At 62.8% G+C, this 19,539-nt stretch carries 10 protein-coding genes; 6 read left to right on the top strand and 4 right to left on the bottom strand.

From position 1 onward, the window contains the following. Window positions 1-79 precede the first annotated feature (79 nt). Entirely contained in the window at window positions 80-451 is a 372-nt protein-coding gene (locus tag ACJ8MK_RS13530) for a glyoxalase superfamily protein (RefSeq protein WP_103772241.1), read from the top strand. A 6-nt stretch (window positions 452-457) separates the two neighbouring features. Here ACJ8MK_RS13530 and ACJ8MK_RS13525 read toward each other — a convergent pair whose 3' ends face one another. Then, on the bottom strand, window positions 458-853 hold the full coding sequence (locus ACJ8MK_RS13525; protein WP_049211406.1) for a (R)-mandelonitrile lyase: 396 nt from the start codon (window positions 851-853) through the stop codon (window positions 458-460). 171 nt (window positions 854-1,024) lie between these two features. Between ACJ8MK_RS13525 and ACJ8MK_RS13520 the strand changes: the two genes are divergently transcribed. Beyond that, window positions 1,025-1,918 carry a LysR family transcriptional regulator gene (locus ACJ8MK_RS13520; protein WP_033647876.1) on the top strand — a complete coding sequence of 298 codons (894 nt, stop codon included), beginning with the start codon at window positions 1,025-1,027 and terminating at the stop codon, window positions 1,916-1,918. Here the strand turns inward: ACJ8MK_RS13520 and ACJ8MK_RS13515 are convergent. Further along, on the bottom strand, window positions 1,915-2,904 hold the full coding sequence (locus tag ACJ8MK_RS13515; RefSeq protein WP_101427100.1) for an aldo/keto reductase: 990 nt from the start codon (window positions 2,902-2,904) through the stop codon (window positions 1,915-1,917). The two genes, ACJ8MK_RS13520 and ACJ8MK_RS13515, sit on opposite strands and share 4 nt — an antisense overlap. Before the next feature lie 130 nt (window positions 2,905-3,034). Next, entirely contained in the window at window positions 3,035-13,051 is a 10,017-nt protein-coding gene (locus ACJ8MK_RS13510) for an amino acid adenylation domain-containing protein (protein ID WP_442517817.1), read from the bottom strand. Between the two features lie 528 nt (window positions 13,052-13,579). Here ACJ8MK_RS13510 and pqqU point away from each other — a divergent pair. The 4 genes from pqqU (at window position 13,580) to ACJ8MK_RS13490 (ending at window position 18,818) form a co-directional block, all read left to right on the top strand. Beyond that, complete coding sequence (pqqU, locus tag ACJ8MK_RS13505; protein ID WP_442517816.1) at window positions 13,580-15,709, top strand: TonB-dependent receptor PqqU; 2,130 nt, start codon at window positions 13,580-13,582, stop codon at window positions 15,707-15,709. Window positions 15,710-15,856: 147 nt separating this feature from the next. After that, the gene (locus tag ACJ8MK_RS13500; RefSeq protein WP_033647880.1) at window positions 15,857-18,229 is read left to right on the top strand and encodes a glucose/quinate/shikimate family membrane-bound PQQ-dependent dehydrogenase; all 2,373 of its coding nucleotides are present in this window, start codon (window positions 15,857-15,859) and stop codon (window positions 18,227-18,229) included. A 227-nt stretch (window positions 18,230-18,456) separates the two neighbouring features. Then, window positions 18,457-18,642 (top strand): hypothetical protein, encoded by a 186-nt coding sequence (locus ACJ8MK_RS13495; RefSeq protein WP_033648139.1) that lies wholly within the window; start codon window positions 18,457-18,459, stop codon window positions 18,640-18,642. Further along, complete coding sequence (locus ACJ8MK_RS13490) at window positions 18,639-18,818, top strand: hypothetical protein (RefSeq protein WP_033635123.1); 180 nt, start codon at window positions 18,639-18,641, stop codon at window positions 18,816-18,818. The genes ACJ8MK_RS13495 and ACJ8MK_RS13490 overlap by 4 nt, the downstream gene beginning before the upstream one ends. On the opposite strand, the gene ACJ8MK_RS13485 is transcribed toward ACJ8MK_RS13490, so the two are convergent. Further along, a complete protein-coding gene (locus ACJ8MK_RS13485; RefSeq protein WP_080434115.1) occupies window positions 18,783-19,484 on the bottom strand; it encodes a helix-turn-helix transcriptional regulator in 702 nt (233 codons plus the stop codon). The genes ACJ8MK_RS13490 and ACJ8MK_RS13485 overlap by 36 nt on opposite strands. Between the last annotated feature and the right edge of the window lie 55 nt (window positions 19,485-19,539).

The following is a 19,539-nucleotide window of genomic DNA, read 5'->3' as shown; positions in this document are numbered from 1 at the left end:
GGTTTTGGAGAGTCTTTGCTACCTTTAGCCCTCTTTTCAGCGGTTAAAAGGCATTGCCTCCGTAACAGTGAGATCAACGATGACCACCTTCTCCCCCGCCATTCCGATCCTGCGCATCTTTTCGGTCGACAAGGCCAAAGAGTTTTATCTGGATTTTCTCGGTTTCACGCTGGCGTGGGAGCATCGTTTCAGCGAGGATCTGCCGCTGTACATGCAGGTGAGCCGCGCCGGATTGACGCTGCACCTGAGCGAACACCATGGCGACAGCACGCCCGGCGCCGCCCTTTTCATCCCGGTGCACGATATCGACGCGCTGCACCGGGAGCTCACGGCCAAAAACTACCGCTATGCCCGGCCGGGAGTGGAGGTTGTCGACTGGGGCAAGGAGCTGAATCTCATCGATCCGTTCGGCAACCGCCTGCGGTTTTGCGAGCAGAGCCACGAAGCCTGAGCGGCCTTATTGGCGGTACTCCGCCTCGCTGACCGGCTCCAGCCAGGTCACCGGGCTGCCGTCCACCGCTTCGGCGATGGCGATATGGGTCATGGCGGTGTCCGGCGTCGCGCCGTGCCAGTGTTTGACGCCTGCCGGGATCCAGACGATATCGCCGGAGTGCATTTCCTGCGTGGTCTCGCCCCACATCTGGATCCAACCGCGCCCCTGAGTCACGATCAGCGTCTGGCCGAGCGGATGCGTATGCCAGGCCGTGCGGGCGCCGGGTTCGAAGGTGACGGTCGCGCCACCCACCCTGGCCGGCGCGTCACCGGCGAACGGCGCGTCGATGCGTACCTGCCCGGTAAAATAATCCGCTGAACCGCGCTGTGATGGGATCGAACCGCTGCGTTGTATTTTCATCTGTCGTGTCCTCCGCGCCGGCTCTCACCGCCGGCGCTGATCGTCATGAGTGAGTGATGCCAAGATAGCGCCATGCTTTTCCGGCGACTAGCGGGTAAAATGCGCAAGGAGCTATGAGCTAAATTCATAAAGCTGCGCGACAGTGCGCTCACCTTCCTCTTCGGTGCCGATATGTTGAAAGAAAACTTTAACGATCTGATCGCTTTCCTGATGGTGGCCAGGGAGCGCAGCTTCACCAAAGCGGCGGCGCAGCTTGGGGTTTCCCAATCGGCGCTCAGCCACGCTATTCGCGGGCTGGAAGAACGCCTGGCGCTGCGCTTGCTCACCCGCACCACCCGCAGCGTCGCCCCCACCGAGGCCGGTGAACGGCTGCTCAACAGCATCGGCCCGCGCTTTGCGGAGATTGAAAGCGAGCTGAACGCGCTGGGTGAAATGCGCGATCGGCCCGCCGGCAACATCCGCATCACCGCCGGCGAACACGCGGTGGATGCGGTGCTGTGGCCGGTGCTGCGCACTTTTCTCGTCGATTACCCGGATATCAACGTGGAAATCACCGTCGACAACAGCCTGACCGACATCGTCGCCGGGCGATTCGACGCCGGCATTCGGCTGGGGGAACAGGTGGCGAAGGATATGGTGGCGGTGCGCGTCGGGCCGGACATGCGCATGGTGCCCGTCGCCTCCCCCGCCTATTTCGCCCGTTACGGCCGCCCAGCCACGCCGCAAGCGCTGCAAAACCATCGCTGCATCAACATGCGCCTGCCCACCCTCGGCGGGCTGTACGCCTGGGAATTTGCCCGCGATGGCCGGGAGATCAAAGTGCGGGTGGAGGGGCAACTGACCTTCAACAGCCTGCGCCAGCGGATCGACGCCGCGCAGCTCGGCCTCGGCATCGCCTTTGTGCCGGAAGATACCGTCGCCGAGCCGCTGGCCGACGGGCGGTTGCAGATGGCGCTGGACGACTGGTGCCCGCCGTTTCCCGGCTATTACCTCTATTATCCGAGCCGCAGGCAGCACACCACCGCCTTTGCGCTGCTGATTGAGGCGCTGCGGCGCGGGGCTTAACGCCCGACGTTTTTCTGCAGATGCGCCGGGTAGCGATCGCCGATCACGTCGATAGCGGAAAGCGCGCGCTCAATCTCGCCCAGCTCGTCCGCTGCCAACGCGACCGCCGCCGCCGCGAGGTTTTCTTGCAGACGATGGCGCTTGGTGGTTCCCGGGATCGGCACGATCCACGGCTGCTGCGCCAGCAGCCAGGCCAGAGCGATCTGCGCCGGCGTCGCGCCCTTGCACTGCGCTATCTGCCCCAGCACATCCACCAGCGCCTGGTTGGCTCGGCGCGCCTCGGCGCTGAAGCGTGGCACCTGGTTGCGAAAATCGCCGCTGTCGAAGGTGGTGTCCTCGGTGATGGCGCCGGTGAGAAAGCCCTTGCCGAGCGGGCTGAACGGCACCAGACCGATGCCCAGTTCCGCCAGCGTCGGCAAGATTTCACGCTCCGGCTCGCGCCACCACAGCGAATATTCGCTTTGCAGCGCCGTGACCGGCTGCACTGCGTGGGCACGCCGAATGGTTTGCGCTCCGGCTTCCGACAGGCCGAAGTACTTCACTTTCCCTTCGCGAATCAGTTGCTGCACCGTACCGGCCACCTCCTCGATAGGCACCTCGGGATCGACGCGATGTTGATACAGCAGATCGATGGCCTCTACCCGCAGGCGTTTCAGCGAACCGTCCACCGCCCGGCGAATATGCTCCGGACGGCTGTTCAACACCTGTTGCCCCGCCGGCTGCGACAGATCGAAACCAAACTTGGTGGCGATAACGACCCGATCGCGCACCGGCGCCAGCGCTTCGCCCAACAATTCCTCGTTCGTGAAAGGACCATAAATCTCGGCGGTATCGAAGAACGTCACGCCTTCGTCGACCGCGGCACGGATCAGCTCGATCGCCTGTCGTTTGTCGGTGGCCGGGCCATAGCCAAAACTCAGCCCCATGCAGCCCAACCCCAACGCCGAGACTTCCAGCCCTTCGCGCCCCAATTTGCGTGTTTGCATCTTCACTCTCCCGCTGATTGATACCGGCGCCGCCTGACGCGGCGCCGCTCCGGTGTGATGACTGTAAAACACGGTTGGCACCATGACTATGGGGCGAAATACGCTTGGGCTTATGAGCCAGGCTCATGAATCAAACGTCATCGTTGAGCGCTTGGCCGATCGCCCCCTCACACAGCAGGATGTTATGGTGATGACAAGCCAGCGGGATGACCCTCAGCCGCTCACAGACCGCGCCTAGCCCATTATCCGCCACCGCCAGCAGCGGCGCCGTGACCGCCTCCGGCAACTGCGGGTTCCTCTCCGTCGCCTTAAACAGCGTCACCTTGGTGGTCTGCAGCCTGCGGCTCAGACTCCCCTCAGACAGCCGTCGCTCCGCCTGCCCTGCGGCCATGGCGCGTGTAGCCGCCTCGCCTTCGATGCCCAGCACCGGCAGCAGCTGATCCAAGGGCAACTCCGCCGTAGCCTGCCGGTAGAAGCTGTCCAGCAGATACAGTTGCACGTTACGGCAGCCACGCGCCTCCAGGCGGGCGGCAATCTCCAACGCGATAATGCCCCCCAGCGACCAACCGAGAATGCGCACCGGCCCGGCGCCTTGCAGCAGACCGGCGGCGATCATCTCGTTCAGATACCGTTCGGCCAGATCGCCGAGCGAGTCGATAGCGGGTTGATGGTAAAGGTTATGGTTATCGACGCCATAGCAGTTGAATCGCCCCTGCAGCGGCTGGGCGAAAGCGTGGAATGCCTCCGCCCCTACCAGCGCCGGATGGATCATCCATACGACGGGCGCGCCCTCTGCCCAGCGGTTAAGCGGCAAGACCAGGCGGCGTTCGTTGGCGGCCAACAGGTTTTCCAGCGTGCGACTTTGCAACAGCTGCACCACCGGCACCGGCGCGGCCATCAATTCGCCCATGCCGACACACAGGGAAATGGCCTTGATCGAGGTGCCGCCCAGCAGGAAGAAATCGTCCGTCATGCCGACCTGCCCGCACTGCAGCGCCGCCTGCCACAGCGCACACAGCTGCTGTTCCAGCTCGTTCGCGGGAGCGACATAAACCTGCGGTTCGCTCGCCGCAGGCGCAGGCAACGCCTTGCGATCCAGCTTGCCGCTGGAGTTGTGCGGCAACGCTTCCAGCCGCATCAGCGCCGCAGGCAGCATGTACAACGGCAATTGCCCGCTCATAAAGGCCAACAGCGCCGATTCATCCAGCGGCGCCTCGCTGACGTAATACAGCGCCAGGCGCTGCCGATGCGCCTCCGACAGCACGACGGCGCAACAGGATTTGATCGCGCCGAACGCCAGCGCACATTGCTCGACCTCGCCCAGCTCAACGCGGTAGCCGTTGATTTTCACCTGAAAATCCATACGGCCGAGGAACTCCAGGTTGCCGTCCGGCAAATAGCGGCCGGCGTCGCCGGTGCGATAAAGCCGCTCCCCCAGCTCCGGATGGTAGATGAATTTCTCTTCGGTCAGCGACGGATTGCGGTAATAACCGCGCGCCACGCCGATCCCACCGATGTATTGCTCCCCCGGCAAGCAGGGCGGCAGCACGCGCAGATGACGATCCAGCACGTAAAAACGCTGATGGGCCATCGCCTGACCGTAAGGCACGCTGGGCGCCAGGATCGGCGTCTCCGGGATGTCGTACAGGATCGACCAAATGGAGCTCTCGGTCGCGCCCCCGGCGCTGACGACTCGGCACCCCGGCCGCCATTGACGAATGCGCGCCGGCAGTTGGCGGGAGATCACCTCGCCCACCAGCACCACGTTGCGCAGCTGCGGCCACTGCGCCTGCGACGCGGCGGATTCCAACTGCTCTACCAACAGCGTCATCACCGAAGGCGCGGAGTTCCAGAAGGTCACGCCCTGAGTCATCAACAGCCGATGCCAGGCCTCAGGCTGATAGCGTTCGGTTTCGGACGGCATCACGATAGCGCCGCCCACCGACAGCAGGCCGAAAATATCGAACACCGAAATGTCGAAACTCAGCGCGCTGAGCGCCAACCCGCGATCGTCCGCGCCGAGTTCCAGCTGGCGCAAGGTATCGATGATGCTGTTCACCGCGCCGCGATGTTCTATCGCCACCCCTTTCGGCGCGCCGGTAGAGCCGGAGGTGAAAATGACATAGGCCAGCGCGGAAGGCGCCGGCAAGACAGGCTCTCCCGGCGCCGCCGGCGGTAACGCCGTGACGGCCCCCTGCGGATCGATGGTCAACAGCCTGGCCTCGCCGCTGGTCGCCCATTCCCGGCTGCTGAGGATAATTCGGGTCTGCGACTGCGCGACGATATCCAGGCGGCGGCGTTCCGGCCAGGCGCCGTCCAGCGGCAAATAGGCCTTGCCGGCCATCAGAATCGCCAGCACCGCAATGATTTGCGCCCGCCCTTTGTCCACCATCACCGCGATGGTATCGGCGCGCATGTCCGCGTGCTGACGCAGCTGCAGCGACAGCGTCAGCGCGCGCCGATACAGCTCACCGTAGCTCAGTTCGCCCCATTCATCGACGATCGCCAGCCGTTGCGGATGGCGCTCGGCCTGACGGATGAAATCATGATGGATGCCACGCTCAAAATCGTAGACCGGCGGACAGGATTGATGGAAGGCGAGTTGCCGTGCCATTTCGCTCTCCGAGACCAGCGCCAACTGGCTGACGCGCTGCTCCCCGTGATTGACGATCTGCGTGAGGATGGTCAGATAATACTCGCCCAACAGCGCCAGCGTGGCCGGTGAGAACAATGCGGTGGCATAGTTGAAGATCGCCCTGCCGCCCTGCGGCGCCGGCTGTATGCTCAGCGTCAAATCGAATTTGGCCGCCTGGTAGTGCGCCAGCAGATCCTGCGGCGCCAGCCAGGCCGGCGCATCCCCCACTTCCTCCAGCGCGAACAGCGCCTGGAACAGCGGATGGCGCGACAGATCGCGCGGCACCTGCAGCAGCTCGATCAGCTGATCCAACGGCAAATTCTGATGCCGTTGCGCCTGCAGCACGCCGTCAAAGACCCGGTTTACATAGTCGTTCAGCGACGCCGCATCGTCGATCTGCGAACGCAGCGGCAGCGTATTGACGAAGAACCCGATCGCCGAGCGGGTCTCCGCCACCGGCCGGTTGGCGACCGGCGTGCCGACCAGAATATCTTGCTGGCCGCTGAGGTAACCGAGCAGCAGGTTAAAGGCCGCGAGATACAGCGCAAACGGCGTGACGCCCTGGCGCCGGGCGAACTGCGTCGCCTGCATCGTCAGGGTCTCCGGCAGCGCGATGACGTGGTTGGCGCCGCGATGATCGAAGCGGGCCGGCCGCACGAAATCGAGCGGCATTTCCAGCGCCTGCCATCCATCCAGCGCTTGTCGCCAATACGCCTTCGCCTCATCCGCCTGAGCGGATTCCAGCCAGCGCCGTTGCCAGACGGCATAGTCGCCATAGTGCAACGGCAACGCCGCCAGCCCGGCCTCTTGCCCTTGCCGCTGCGCCTGATACAGCACGTCCAGCTCCTGCAACAGCACCGGCTGCGACCAGCCGTCAAACGCCAGGTGATGCACCAGAATCAGGCTGTAAGTCACCCACCCGCCATCCGGCTGCGCCACCCGGTAAACGGCTGCCCGGATCGGCAATTCTGCCCCCAGCGCGAACGGCCGGTCGATATCCTGCCGCAGCCTGTCCGGCCAGTGCGCCGCCGCCAGCGTCACGCGCTCCAGCGAAAGCGTCAGTTCACAGGCGCGGGCGACGGCGCTTTGGGATGGCATCTGGACAATCAGGCTGTGCAAGACCTGATGCCGGGCGACCACCGCCTGCAAACTGCGCTCGTAAGCCGCCAGGCACACCTCGTCGCCGAGACGGAACAGCATCGGCACGTGGTAGAGATTGCCGCCGCCGTTCAAATTCTCGATAAACCACAGCTGCAGCTGTGAAGAAGAGAGCGGATACTCGCGCTGCCGCAGCGGCGGGATCGACACCGGCGCGGCGCCCTGCTCCTGTTGCGACAACGCGCGGCACAGCGAGCGGATCGTCGGGAAGCGCCCCAGCTCGCTCAGCGTGACCTCGCGCGCCAGCCGACGGCCGATCTGATAGCAGGCCTGGATAGCCAGAAGAGAGTTGCCCCCCAGCGAGAAGAAATTGTCCTCCACGCCGATATCCTGCCGCTGCAGCAGATCGCGCCACACCGCCAGACAAGCGTTCTCCCATTCGCTCTGCGCCGCGACGAACTCACGCGCCGCCCTTTCCGGCTGCGGCAACGCCTGTCGCGCTATCTTGCCGTTTTCGGTCAGCGGCAGCTGCGCCAGCTGCATCAGCGCCTGCGGCACCATGTAAGGAGGCAGTTGGCGGCTCAAATGCTGAGCCAGCACCTGAGGGGCGATCGCCTCATCGGCAACGTAATACGCGGCCAGGCAGGGCTGCGGTTGCGTGACGAGCACGCAGCAACAGGCGGTCACGCCCGGATAGGCGAGCGCGGCATGTTCTATCTCCCCCAGTTCGATGCGATAGCCGTTCAGTTTGATCTGCTGATCGAGGCGCCCCATAAACTCCACGTTGCCATCCTCCAGCCATCGGCCCGCATCGCCGGTGCGATACACCCGCTCCTGCAGCTCGTCATGCCAGAAGAAACTCTCGGCGGTGCGTTGCGGATCGCCGTAATACCCGCGCGCCAGGCCTTCCCCCGCCAGATAGATTTCGCCTCGGACACCCGGCGCGGCGGGGCGCCGCCCGGCATCCAGGATATAGCAACGCTGGTGCGGCAACGGTTTGCCGTAAGGAATGCTGACCGACCGAATTTTCTGACCGCGCGGCACCTCGTACAGCATGGTGAAGATCGCCGCCTCCGTAGCGCCGCCGGCGCTGCAAAAACGGCCGTGCGGCGCCCAGGCCAGGCAGCGTTCCGGCAGTGAGGTGGCGATCCAGTCGCCCCCCACCATCACCGCCCGCAGCGCCGGTGCCGGCCCGGCCGTCAACCCCGCCCCGTTCACATAATCCAGCAACAGCTCCATCAGCGCCGGTGCGCTCAGCCATTGCGTCACCCGATGGGTCATCATCAGCTGATACCAGGCCTGCGGATTGGTTCGATCCCGCTCGGCCGGCATTACGACCGCGCCGCCGGCGCTCAACGGACTGAAAATGTCGAAGATCGCCAGATCGAAGCTCAACGCGCTGAGGGCCAGGCTGCGATCCCGCTCGTTGAGGCCGAAATACCGCCGCACGCCTTCCAGCATATTCACCGCGCTGCGATGTTCGATCGCCACGCCTTTCGGTGTGCCGGTCGATCCCGAGGTGAAAATGATATAGGCCAGGCTGTCGGGCCCGGCATCCAGCGCCGGCAGGCGCTGTTCCGGCAGCGGCAGCTGCGCCGCCAGCCCTGCGGCATTCAGTTCGATCAGATTGATCTCGTCGCAGGCCCAGGGCGCATCGCTGAGCAGCGTATTGATGCCGGCCTGCGCCATCACGTTCAGCCGGCGCTGCGGCGGCCATGCTGCCTCCATCGGCAAGAACGCCTTACCGCACATCAGCGCCGCCAGCAGGGCTACCGGCTGCCGGCGCCCCTTGTCGGCGATGACGGCGATGGCGTCACCGGTCATCCGTCCTTGCACGCGCAGCTGAGTGGCAAGCGTCAGCGCCGCCGCGTGCAGCTCGCCGTAAGTCATCTCGCCCTGCTCGTCGACAACCGCCACGGCCTGCGGATTGCGCCGCGCATGCTGCACGAAGTCCTGTTGCAGGCTGCGTTCAAACGCATAGCCGAAGGCGGGCGACGCCGGCAGCGCCTGGCCCTGCGGTTGCAGACGGATATTTTCCAGCGGCCAGTCGTCGTGGTGCGCCATCTGCTGCAACACGGCGAGATAGTAGCCGGCCAGCCGATCCATCGACGCTTTGCTGAACAGCGCCGAAGCGAAGTTGAAGCGCGCGCGCATCTGCTCCCCCTGCGGCGTCAGCGTGAGCGTAAGATCAAACTTGGCGGTGCGTTCATAAGCGCTCAGATCGACCACCGACAGCCAGTCCGGGCGCGCCTGCGCGCCGCCTTCGTTCTCCAGCGCGAACATGACCTGGAACAGCGGATGGCGCGAAAAATCGCGCGGCAGCGCCAGGTCGTCCACCAGCGCTTCCAGCGACAGCGTCTGATGCTGCTGCGCCTGCAGCGTCGTGGCCGCGACCTGCCGCACAAACTCCACGACGCGATGGCGCGGGTCGATCTGCCGGCGCAAAGGCAGCGTATTGACGAAGAACCCGATCAGATTCTCCAGTTCAGGGCGGCTGCGGTTGGCCAACGGCGTGCCGACCATGACATCGTTCTGGCCGCTGTAGCGGGACAGCAGCAACATGAACCCCGCCAGCATCACCGCATGCAGCGTCACCCCCTCTCTGCGCGCCAGCGCATCCAGCGCCTTCACCAGCGCCGCCGGCAACGGCACTTCGCTGTTGTCGCCGCGCTCGTCGAAGACCGCCGGCCGCAAAAAGTCCAACGGCAGCGAGAGTTGCTGGCAGCCCGCCAGCGCTTGCCGCCAAAAGGCCAATTCTTCCGCCCGGCGCTGCACATTTTCCGGCGCTTGTTGCCAGCACGCATAGTCGAGGTATTGCAACGCAGGCTCTGTCGCCTCGCGCCACGTGCCCCGATAGCGCGCGTCCAATTCCTGCAGCAGCACCTCAAGCGACCAGCCGTCAAAGACGATGTGATGGAACACCAACAGGCAAACGGTCGTTTCCCGCTCCGCCGCATCGCGGTAACGGTAGCGCGTGGCGCGCAGCGGCAGCTCGCTCGTCAAATCCATCGGCTGGCTGCAGGCTTGCGTCAGCGCGGCGTCAAATTCATCGGCGCTCAGCGTTAGCACAGGCACCGGCAACGCGGTGTCGCTGACCCACTGGCTGGCTTCGCCCCGATCATTCTGGCGAATCAGGCTGCGCAAGATCTGGTGGCGCTCGACGATCGCCTGCAGGCACTCCGCAAAACGTTCGTCATCGATATCCGGCGACAGCCGCAGCAGCACCGGCGACAGATAATGCGTGGCGTTCACCGACAGTTGCTGAACAAACCACAGCCGCGACTGCTGAAGCGACAGCGGCGCCTCCCGCAGCCCGCCGGGGAGGATCGGCAGCTCGTCCGGCGGCGCCTGACGCTGGGCAGCGATGTGCTCGCTCAGCGCGGCCACCGTCGGGTGCTGATTCAACGTTAGCACCGAGATCTTCGCCCCCGGCAGTTTATTCACTTCGTGGCACAGCCTGATCGCCATCATGGAGTTGCCGCCGAGGCGGAAGAAGTTGTCATCCACGCCGACATCGCCCCCCAGCAGCCGATTGAACAGTGCCGACAGGCGAATCTCCAGCGGCGAACACGGCCGGCGAAACGCCGTTTGCGGCTCGATCGGTAGCGGTTCTGGCAATGCCCGGTAATCGACCTTGCGGCTCACCGTCAGCGGCAGCGCCGCCAGCGCCCGCATCGCCGAGGGCAACATGTAGTGCGGCAGCTGCGCCGCCAGCCGTTGCAAGATGTCGCCGGCCTCCGGCTCCGCGCCAGGTTGCGGCACATACCAGGCCGCCAACTGATCCGTAGTGCCGGGACGCAGGCTTACCACCGCCTCGGCCACCTCAGGCAGCGCGCGCAGCTGCATTTCTATCTCGCCCAATTCGATGCGATAGCCGTTGATCTTGATTTGCTGATCGTGCCGTCCGAGGTACTCCAGACTGCCGTCGGCCAAGCGCCGCACTCTGTCGCCGGTGCGGTACAGGCGCCGGTACGGCTCACGCAGTTCAAAAGGATTGGCGGTGAACGCGGCCTCCGTCAACGTCGGCAGGTTCAGGTATCCGCGCGCCAGGCCGACACCGGCCAGGCACAGCTCGCCTTCCGCCCCCAGCGGCAGCAAGTTATCGTGCTCGTCAACCACATAGCAACGCATGTTGGCGATGGCGTGGCCGATATTGCGCGCGCCGTTGCGGCGATAAATATTCAGGCTGGCGCTGACCGAAGCTTCGGTAGGGCCATACATGTTGGCGACCTGCATGCCGCGGGCCAGGTAATGGTCGAGCGCTTCCTGCGCGCTCGCCTCGCCGCCGGTCGCGAGATAGCGCACCGAAGCCGGCAATTCAGGGAAGGTGCCAAGCAGCGCCGGCGGCAAGAAGCAGGCCTCGATGCACCAGGCCGCCATCTGTTCGCACAACAACGCCGGATCTCGTCGCTGCGCTTCGCTCGCGATGAACAGCCGGTGGCCGTTGCCCAGGGCCATGAACACCTCAAAGACGTGCGCGTCAAACGCCAGCGAGGCGAACTGCAGGCAGTTGAGCGCATCCGGCTCATTGCGCAACAAACGCTGCTTATGGCCAAGCACCATATTGGCCGCACCCCGGTGTTCGCACAGCGTGCCCTTCGGCCGCCCGCTGGTGCCGGAGGTGTAAATCACGTAGGCCAACTGCCGGGCGTCCACACGCGGCAAGCTCGCGGCATCCGCGTCGGCGAGCGGTTCATCCGCCGACAGGCAAAGATCGCCCGGCGCCAATCGCTGCGCCGCGGCCTGCAACGCGCTTTCGGTCAGAACGATCGGGCTGTTCACCTCTTGCAGGATATAATCCAGCCGCTGCGCCGGCGCGGCGGGATCCAGCGGCACATAGGCGCCGCCCGCCTTCATGATGGCCAGCATCGCCACCACCGCCTCCACGCTGCGCTGCAGATACAGCGGGATCAGCGTCTCCGGCGGCATGGCCACGCCGCGCAGCCGTTGATACTCCGCCCGCAGCCGCAGCGCCAGACGATCGCTGCGCTGCGCCAGCTGGCGGTAGCTGAGCGATCCTTTGGCGTCGGTCACGGCGATGCGTTCCGGGTGACGGCGCGCCTGGCGGGCCAAGCCGTCGAGCAGCGTCGCTTCCGCATCGGCCGTTGCAGGCTCGCTCTCCCAGGCGTCGCGGCAGCGCAAAACCTGTTGCGCCGTCAGCTGCGGCCAAGCGGCAATCGGCGCGTCCGGTTCGGTTAACGCGCGCTGCAATAGCCAGAGATACTGCTCCGCCATCTCCGCCATCTGGGTCGCGTCGAACAGATCGGGGCGGTAGCGCAGGCGAAACTCAAAGGCCTGCTCGGTGGGCTGATACTCCAGCAGCAGTTCCGAACCGGCCAGATCGACGTTGAACCGATGATTGACGCCAATGCGACACCCCTCGAGCGCCAGCGGCGCATCTTTAAGGTAAGCCTGGGTAAAGTTGACGTTCAGCTGACGCACCGGACTGAGGCTCAGCATGTCATAAACCGGTAATTGGCTGTGCCGCAGCTTGCCAGCCACCTTGAGCGCTTTGCTGTAGGCCAGCGTCGCGCGGTACAGCTGATTGAACGTGGCTCCCGGGGCGAGGGTCAAGGGAAACACCGCGGTGTTGACCTGTGCGCCGAAGAACAGCGCCTCGCCACCCTCCGGCGCGATGGGATAACCGATATGCACCGTTTCCTGCGCAGATTGTCGGGCGATCAGCAGCGCCCACAGCGTTTTGAAGATCAGGAAAGGATTGGCATACCTGACGCCGGATTTCAGCGCTTGCCATTCGGCGAACGGCAACGCAAAACGCACTTCGCCAGCGCCGGGCGCTTCGGCCGCTGCGCCGGGGAGATAAGGCAACGCCACGCGCGGGGCGCATTCGGCCAGCATGTCGCCCCAGAATGACGCGGAACCGAACTCGTGTTTCAACGCCGCGATATCCGCCTCATAGCGCCGGTACAATGTGCTGATGTCCGTTTCATCCACTTGCGGCGGCGTCACCGCCGTGCCGCGATTGTAATAGGCGGAAACGGCGCTGTAGAACTCCTGTCCGGACAGGCCGTCGATCAGGATGTGATGAACGACAATGATCAGGTTATAGCGCTGCGGAGCCAGCTCAATCAGGTAGAAGCGGCACAGCGGCCCTTCCCGGAGATCGAACGGCGTGTTGATTAACTTACCGACATCGCAATCGGCATCGAGCGTTTCCAGCGCAATTTTTTTCGCCGACCTTACCCAGCGTAATTGCGAGGCGCTGTCATCCAGAACGTGGTGAAACAGAATATAGTCACGGCAAACCCCGTCGATCGCCGCGCGCAGTCGGCCGACGTCCAATTCTCCCTCAATCGTCTGATCCAGCACCAGGTTGTACTCGCAGGAGTGTGGATTGAGCATGTACTCATTCCAAAATGTGTGGGTATAGGGTGAAGCGATGAGCGCGTCCATAAATCAATTCCCTTTTAATATATTCCGTAAATATATAAATAGATACTTATGCATGACATAAATACCGTAAGCGTTATACGATTGAGCTGTTAACTGAAAACCTAAAAAACATAAGAGGGAATATTATTTTATTTTTATAAAAAATAAAGCCACAAAAATACAAATAAATAAATATGATAAAAATCAATCATATATAATATGTTTTTATTTTCCACTAATGAATTAACCACATTGCATTCATTAATAAAATAAATGAGATAAACAAATTAAAAAAACGAATAGGATTATGTTTAATATAAGCCTGGGTAATTTAAAAACGCCCGGCACATCGCTATTGAATAGAGAATTTTCTTAATTGAAAACACGCCTCTTTCGGCTGCGCTATTCCAAAGCATACGATATCGGAATATCCTATACTCTTTGCAGGATGCAGTTTCCTTCCCCTTGAATGCCGGTACAGGGAGTCAAAAATGGCTATTTTCGCCCCCTTGCGGGCAACTCTTTCAGCATTATTGGCAGAATTATCTGATGAATAAAAAACGTCCCGCCTTGACCCCGGCAACCCTGTTATTGCTACAGCCGATCTGTATCGGTTCGGCCCTGGCGGCGGAGCAAAAAGACAGCGACACCCTGGTGGTGATGGCGCAACCCACCGGATTGACGGAGCTGGGGTCGCCGGTCTCCGTCAGCGTGATCGACGGCGAAGACCTGCGCAACGCCGCGCCGCAGATTAACCTGTCGGAAAACCTCGGCAGCGTGCCGGGCCTGCAGATCCAAAACCGGCAAAACTATGCGCAGGATCTGCAGCTGTCGATACGCGGGTTCGGTAGCCGCTCGATGTTCGGCGTGCGCGGGGTGCGCATGTACGTCGACGGCATTCCCGCCACCATGCCCGACGGCCAGGGGCAAACCTCCAATATCGACATCAATTCCGTCGAACGTATCGAGGTGCTGCGCGGCCCCTATTCCGCGCTGTACGGCAACGCCTCGGGCGGGGTCATCAATGTTGACACTATTACCGGCACCCAGCCGCCGACGCTGGAGGCCGGCGGCTATTTCGGCAGTGACAACACCTGGCGCTACGGGGTGAAAGCGACCGGCGCCACCGGCGACGGCACCCAGGCCGGCGACGTCAACTACGCCATCTCCGGCACCCGCTTTACCACCCAGGGCTACCGCGATCACAGCGCCGCGCGGAAAAACCTCAGCAACGGCAAGCTCGGCGTGCGGCTGGACGACGTCAGCACCCTGACGCTGATGTTCAACAGCGTCTCAATCGATGCCGGCGATCCGGGCGGCCTGACCGAAGCGGAATGGAAGGAAAACCCGCGCCAGGCGCCGCGCGCGGATCAATACAACACCCGCAAATCGCTCGACCAGACCCAGGCCGGCCTGCGCTATCAACGCCAGATGAGCGAGCGCGACGAACTGACCCTGACCGCCTACCACGGCGAGCGCCACACCACGCAGTATCAATCGATCCCGATGGGGCCGCAGCTCAACCCCACCCACGCCGGCGGGGTGATCGTGCTGGAAAGAAAATATCAGGGCATTGACACTCGCTGGAAGCATGAGGATACTCTCGCATCGTTACCGGTAACACTGATCGGCGGTCTGGATTATGAAACCATGACCGAACGCCGGCAGGGGTTCGAAAACTTTATTCTGCGAGACGGCACAGTGGACTACGGCGAGAAAGGCGACCAGCGGCGCAACGAGAAGAACCGCATCTGGAACCTGGATCCTTACCTGCAAACCTCCTGGCAACTGACGCCGCACTGGACGCTGGATGCCGGCCTGCGTTACAGCACGGTCAGCTTCGACTCGACCGACTATTACATCACGCCGCGCAACGGCGACGACAGCGGCAGCAAGCGCTACCACCAGTGGCTGCCGATGGGCTCGCTCAACTACAAGATCAATCCGGCGTGGAACCTTTATCTCTCCGCCGGCCGCGGCTTTGAAACCCCCACCATCAACGAGCTCTCATACCGCCCCGACGGCCAGGCGGGCCTCAACATCGGCCTGCAGCCGTCTACCAGCGACACCGTCGAGCTGGGCAGCAAGCTGCGCCTCGGCAACGGCCTGGTGAGCGCCGCCCTGTTCCAGACCGAGACCGACAACGAACTGGTGGTGGCGGAAAGCAGCGGCGGGCGCACCAGCTATGCCAACGCCGGTAAAACCCGGCGGCGCGGCCTCGAGCTGGCGCTGGATCAGGAGTTTGCGTTGGACTGGCGCCTGAATATGGCCTGGACGCTGCTGGACGCCACCTACCGCAGCGATATGTGCGGTAAATCCGGCTGTACCCCCGCCGGCAATCGCCTGCCGGGCATCGCGCGCAATATGGGCTACGCCTCGCTGGCCTGGGCGCCGCCGGAAGGCTGGCACGCCGGCGCGGAGCTGCGCTACATGAGCGACATTCAGGCCAACGACGCCAACAGCGCGCAGGCGCCCTCTTACACCGTGGCCGGCGTAAACGCCGGTTATCGCTTTACCTGGAACCGCTGGGCGCTGGACGTGTTCAGCCGGGTAGACAATGTGTTCGATCGCCGTTACGTCGGTTCGGTGATCGTCAACGAAGGCAACGGCCGCTATTTCGAGCCGGCGCCGGGTCGCAACTGGGGTGGCGGCGCCACCTTGTCTTACCGCTTTGAATAAGGCAAAGCACCTTAAGGTTAAAAAACGGGATGGGTTTTACGTCACCCTAGCGGCTTCCCGCTGAAATATTAGGGATAAACCGCGTGTTTTTTCCGATTTGGCTTAATCTCTAAATCGGGGACTTTCATTTTTGGTAAGGGTATTGCTATGCAAAATAAAGCGTCACTATCGCCGCTTATCGTCATAACGGCGCTATTTGCCGCGCTGAGCGGGCTTTATCTGCTCGGCGGCGGCATTTGGCTGGCCAAGTTGGGCGGTTCGCTGTATTACATCATCGCCGGGCTGGTGCTGCTGGCGACCTCCTGGCTGCTGTTCCGCCGCCGCGCCACCGCGCTGCTGCTGTACGCGGTATTCCTGCTGGGCACCACTATTTGGGCCCTGTGGGAAGTCGGCCCGGACTTCTGGGCGCTGACGCCGCGCCTGGACGTCACCTTCTTCTTCGGCCTGTGGCTGGTGCTGCCGTTTATCTACCGTAAGCTGGTCGCCAACGGCAAGTTCGCCTACGGTGCGCTGAGCGCGGCGCTGGCAATCACCGTCATCGCACTGGCCTATGCCGTATTCAACGATCCGCAAGAGATCAACGGCACTCTCGACGCCGCGCAGGTGCAGCCGAAAGACGCCAACGGCGCCGACTGGCCGGCCTATGGCCGCACCCAGGAAGGCACCCGTTACTCGCCGCTGAGCCAGATCAACGACAAAAACGTTGGCCAGCTGCAAGAGGTTTGGCGTTTCCAGACCGGCGATCTGAAGACCGCCAACGATCCGGGTGAGATCACCAACGAAGTCACGCCGATCAAGATCCGCGATACCCTTTACATGTGTACGCCGCACCAGAAGCTGTTCGCGCTGGATGCCGCCACCGGTAAAGAAAAGTGGAAATTTGATCCGCAGCTGAAGTACAACCCGACCTTCCAGCACATCACCTGCCGCGGCGTGTCTTACCACGAAACCGCTGCAGCCGCGGGCGCCGCCGGCGATGCCGCACCGGCGATGTGCGCGCGCCGCATCATTCTGCCGGTCAACGACGGTCGCCTGTTCGCGCTGGACGCCGACACCGGCAAACCGTGCCCGGACTTCGCCAACAACGGCGAGTTGAACCTGCAGAGCAACATGCCGTATGCGACGCCGGGCCACTACGAGCCGACTTCGCCGCCGGTGATCACCGATAAAGTGATCGTCATCGCCGGCGCCGTGACCGACAACTACTCCAACCGCGAGCCTTCCGGCGTCATTCGCGGCTTCGACGTCAACAGCGGCAAGCTGCTGTGGGCCTTCGATCCGGGCGCGAAAGATCCGAACGCCATCCCGGCGGACGAGCATCACTTCGTGCCGAACTCGCCGAACTCCTGGGCGCCGGCCGCCTATGACGCCAAGCTGGATATCGTCTATCTGCCGATGGGCGTTTCCACGCCGGACATCTGGGGCGGCGATCGCACCCCGGAAATGGAGCGCTACGCCAGCGGCCTGCTGGCGCTGAACGCCTCCACCGGCAAGCTGGCCTGGTTCTATCAGACGGTACACCACGACCTGTGGGATATGGACGTGCCGGCGCAGCCGACCCTGGCGGACATTACCGACAAGAGCGGTAAAAAAGTGCCGGTCATCTACGTGCCGACCAAAACCGGCAACATCTTCGTGCTGAACCGCACCAACGGCGAGCTGGTGGTGCCGGCCCCGGAGAAACCGGTACCGCAGGGCCCGGCCAAAGGCGACCGCCTGTCGCCGACCCAGCCGTTCTCCGAGCTGACCTTCCGTCCTGAGAAGAAACTGACCGGTGCGGACATGTGGGGCGCGACCATCTATGACCAGCTGGTCTGCCGCGTGATGTTCCACAGCCTGCGTTACGAAGGCACCTTCACCCCGCCGTCCGAGCAGGGCACGCTGGTGTTCCCGGGTAACCTCGGCATGTTCGAGTGGGGCGGCCTGGCCGTCGATACCGATCGCGAAATCGCCATCGCCAACCCGATCGCGCTGCCGTTCGTGTCCAAGCTGATCCCACGCGGCCCAGGCAACCCGATTGAGCCGCCGGAAGGCGACAAGGGCGGCAGCGGCACCGAGTCCGGCGTGCAGCCGCAGTATGGCGTGCCGTTCGGCGTGACCCTGAACCCGTTCCTGTCACCGTTCGGTCTGCCGTGCAAACAGCCGGCCTGGGGTTACATTTCCGCCGTGGATCTGAAAACCAACGACATCGTGTGGAAAAAACGCATCGGCACCGTGCGCGACAGCTCACCGCTGCCGCTGCCGTTCAAAATGGGCATGCCGATGCTGGGCGGCCCGGTGACCACCGCCGGTAACGTGTTCTTCATCGGCGCCACCGCAGACAACTACCTGCGCGCCTTCAGCGTGACCAACGGTGAAAAACTGTGGGAAGCGCGCTTGCCGGCCGGCGGCCAGGCGACGCCGATGACCTATGAGGTCAACGGCAAGCAGTACGTGCTGATCTTCGCCGGCGGCCACGGTTCCTTCGGCACCAAGCTGGGTGACTATCTGGTCGCTTACGCCCTGCCCGACCAGAAGTAACCGCTGCAGTTAATACCGCGCAAAGCACGCCGCAAGGCGTGCTTTTTCTTTTCCCGCCCCGCCGACTGCCCCTCGTAATACCCTTAATTTTTTCACTCTCATTGTTGATAATGGTTATCATTCGCAATATTATGAGTGCGTGGCCCCGGCAGCGGCCCGAAATCCTTATCCAGCTTAATGGGCAATACAACGATCGGCCGCCTGCGGGCGGCTTTATTCGGAGGCGCATGGTCGACCATACTCGGAAGCATCGAAAGAAAATTCTGCAAGCGGCGGTGAAGACGCGGCGCGCCGCTCTGCCGCTCGCGGCGAACTCCCCCGCCACTGCGCATTTTATTGGTTTGCCCCATCAGACGGAGGCCGTGCTGGTGCACCTGGTCGGCGATGATGACGCACAAGAGGAGCATGAATGAACCTGCAGCCCTTTACCGCCATGCTGATGTTCGCCTACGTGCTGTTGATGGTGCCGCTGCTCTACATCATCGACAGCCGGCTGAGCGCCAGCAAACTGGTGCGCAAAGCCACACAAAACGTCATCATCATCGTGTTGACGCTACTGTTCTTCAGCGCGATGACGCTGCTGTATTGACGCCGCAGCGGTTCCGGCGCCAAGCCGCGCACCTGAACCGCACCCCTCTCCTCGCGAACGCTCTACGGTTTTCAGGCCCCCTTGCCGCAGCCAGTGGTATAAATCGACGTTGCGTTTGAACCCCAGTTTTCTCATCGCTGCCTGTTTGTGGTTACTGACGGTCTTCACGCTCAACGCCAAATAACGCGCTATCGCCGTCGGCGGCATTTCCCAGGCCAGATAGCGCATTACATCCTGTTCGCGGCGGGTAATGCGCTGCCGCTCGCACCAATAACAGCGGCGCGCTTCGCTATCAGACGTCTGCAACGCCAGCGCCTGTTCCACCCGGCTCAGCACGAGGCCGATCGTATCGTTGCGAAAGATCACACCCGATTCGCTGATGCAACGCGGCTTGTCGCGCCAACGGGTGTCATCCGGCGCACGCAGAGAAAAATTAATCTGTTTACCGCCCTCCGCTGCACGCAGGCAGAATCGCGCCTGCCAATCCCTTTCCACGGACTGGAACACCATATCCGCCTGCGCCGCCGCGGCGGGATCCAGCAATCGAACCGGAATCGCCCTGCGGGCAAAATAAGGCAGCAGCACCCGCTGCAGCCCTTCAATAAAAAAGCGGTCGTTATCGATGAACGCCAGGGACAGACTATTTCCCATCGGTACCTTCTCCATGAAATCTCCCTTTTCGCACCCAGATGCACGTCATCCTTTCCGCTTATCAGCGCTA

It is taken from the genome of Serratia sp. CY38905 (genome assembly GCF_052168875.1).
Classification (GTDB): domain Bacteria; phylum Pseudomonadota; class Gammaproteobacteria; order Enterobacterales; family Enterobacteriaceae; genus Serratia; species Serratia sarumanii.
Note: the sequence above shows the minus strand (reverse complement) of the source record. Positions and strands in the feature narration are given on the sequence as shown.

Coding starts and splice junctions, on each gene's coding strand:
- ACJ8MK_RS13500 (WP_033647880.1), top strand. CDS start 15,857: ATGCAAAATAAAGCGTCACTATCGCCGCTTATCGTCATAACGGCGCTA.
- ACJ8MK_RS13510 (WP_442517817.1), bottom strand. CDS start 13,051: ATGGACGCGCTCATCGCTTCACCCTATACCCACACATTTTGGAATGAG.
- ACJ8MK_RS13495 (WP_033648139.1), top strand. CDS start 18,457: ATGGTCGACCATACTCGGAAGCATCGAAAGAAAATTCTGCAAGCGGCG.
- ACJ8MK_RS13530 (WP_103772241.1), top strand. CDS start 80: ATGACCACCTTCTCCCCCGCCATTCCGATCCTGCGCATCTTTTCGGTC.
- ACJ8MK_RS13520 (WP_033647876.1), top strand. CDS start 1,025: ATGTTGAAAGAAAACTTTAACGATCTGATCGCTTTCCTGATGGTGGCC.
- ACJ8MK_RS13485 (WP_080434115.1), bottom strand. CDS start 19,484: ATGGAGAAGGTACCGATGGGAAATAGTCTGTCCCTGGCGTTCATCGAT.
- ACJ8MK_RS13515 (WP_101427100.1), bottom strand. CDS start 2,904: ATGCAAACACGCAAATTGGGGCGCGAAGGGCTGGAAGTCTCGGCGTTG.
- ACJ8MK_RS13490 (WP_033635123.1), top strand. CDS start 18,639: ATGAACCTGCAGCCCTTTACCGCCATGCTGATGTTCGCCTACGTGCTG.
- pqqU (WP_442517816.1), top strand. CDS start 13,580: ATGAATAAAAAACGTCCCGCCTTGACCCCGGCAACCCTGTTATTGCTA.
- ACJ8MK_RS13525 (WP_049211406.1), bottom strand. CDS start 853: ATGAAAATACAACGCAGCGGTTCGATCCCATCACAGCGCGGTTCAGCG.